1 protein-coding gene is annotated in these 1,539 nt (G+C 67.7%); it reads right to left on the bottom strand.

Annotated features, from left to right (window positions below; genetic code table 11):
* Nucleotides 1-44: 44 nt before the first annotated feature.
* On the bottom strand, nt 45-1,529 hold the full coding sequence (locus tag GUY60_RS37585; protein ID WP_161705982.1) for a GntP family permease: 1,485 nt from the start codon (nt 1,527-1,529) through the stop codon (nt 45-47).
* Between the last annotated feature and the right edge of the window lie 10 nt (nt 1,530-1,539).

Raw genomic sequence — 1,539 nt, 5'->3', positions numbered from 1 at the left:
GCGTTTGTCCTGCGTGAGCCCCTAGAAGAAAGCCCCTGGGGCCCCTAGAAGAACAAACTCAGCACTGCGGCCACCGCGAACCCTGCGACGGACAGCACCGATTCGAGCACCGTCCACGACTTCAACGTGTCCCGCTCGGAGATCCCGAAGTACTTGGAGACGATCCAGAATCCGCCGTCGTTGACGTGCGAGGCGAAGATCGAACCGGCCGAGATGGCCATGATGACCAGGGCGAGGAAGGGCTGCGAGTGGCCGCCGCCCTCCACCAGCGGCACCACGATGCCCGCGGTGGCGACGATCGCGACGGTCGCCGAACCCTGGGCGACACGCAGCACCACGGAGATCAGGTACGCGAGCACGATGACCGGCAGGCCCATGCCGTTGAAGGCGTCGGCGAGCGCGTCCGCGATGCCCGAGCCCTTCAGGACGGCACCGAAGACACCGCCCGCGCCGACCACGAGCAGGATGTTGCCGACCGGCTTCAGGGACGCGGTGGAGACCTGCTCGAGTGACTTACGGGTCCAGCCGCGCCGGATGCCGAGCAGGTAGTACGCGAGCAGCAGCGCGATCGTCAGGGCCACGAAGGGGTGGCCGAAGAACTCGATGACGGAGCGCAGCGTCGACTCGTCCAGGGCGATGGAGGAGAACGTCGCGGCCAGGATGAGGATCAGCGGCGTACCGATGATCGTGAAGACGGTGGTGAGCGCGACCGGCTTCTCCTTGGTCGTGTCACCGTGCGCGGCACGGTCGGCGGCGACCGCGGCCTTGGCCTCCTCGGTGGCCTCCAGCATGTCCTGCGGCACGGGCACGAAGAGGCGGTTGCCGATCCACGTCGAGTACGCCCAGGCGGCGAGCACCGCGGGCAGGCCGCAGACCAGGCCCATGACGATGATCCAGCCGAGCGACACGTTGAAGAGTCCGGCGGCGGCGACCGGGCCGGGGTGCGGCGGCAGGAACGCGTGGGTCATCGACAGACCCGCGAGCAGCGGCATCGCGTACAGCAGGATCGACTTGCCGGAGCGCTTGGCGGCGGCGTACACGATCGGCGCGAGGACGAAGATGCCGACGTCGAAGAAGACCGGGATACCGAAGATCAGGCCGGTCATACCCATGGCGAGCGGGGCCCGCTTCTCACCGAAGAGACCGAGCAGCCGGGAGCTCAACACCTCGGCGCCGCCGGACACTTCGAGGATGGCTCCGAGCATCGTGCCGAGTCCGATGATGATGGCGACATGCCCGAGGATGCCGCCCATACCGGACTCGATCATCGAGACGGCGTCGGACTTCTGCACCGTGCCGAAGAGTTCGGTGACGGAGAGGCCCGCGGCGAGACCCACGGCGATGGAGACGGCGAGCAGCGCGACGAAGGGCTGCAGCCGGACCTTGATGATCAGAAAGAGCAGGAGGGCTATGCCGAGCACGGCGACGGTCAGCAGACCGGCGGTGCCGTCGATCAGGGTGAGCAGTCCACCGGTGTGAGGTGGCGGCTCGGCGGGGGGCGGGGCAGCGGCGACAAACGTGGGCAACATGGGAGTAACT

Source organism: Streptomyces boluensis (assembly GCF_009908195.1).
Classification (GTDB): Bacteria; Actinomycetota; Actinomycetes; order Streptomycetales; family Streptomycetaceae; genus Streptomyces; species Streptomyces boluensis.
Note: the sequence above shows the minus strand (reverse complement) of the source record. Positions and strands in the feature narration are given on the sequence as shown.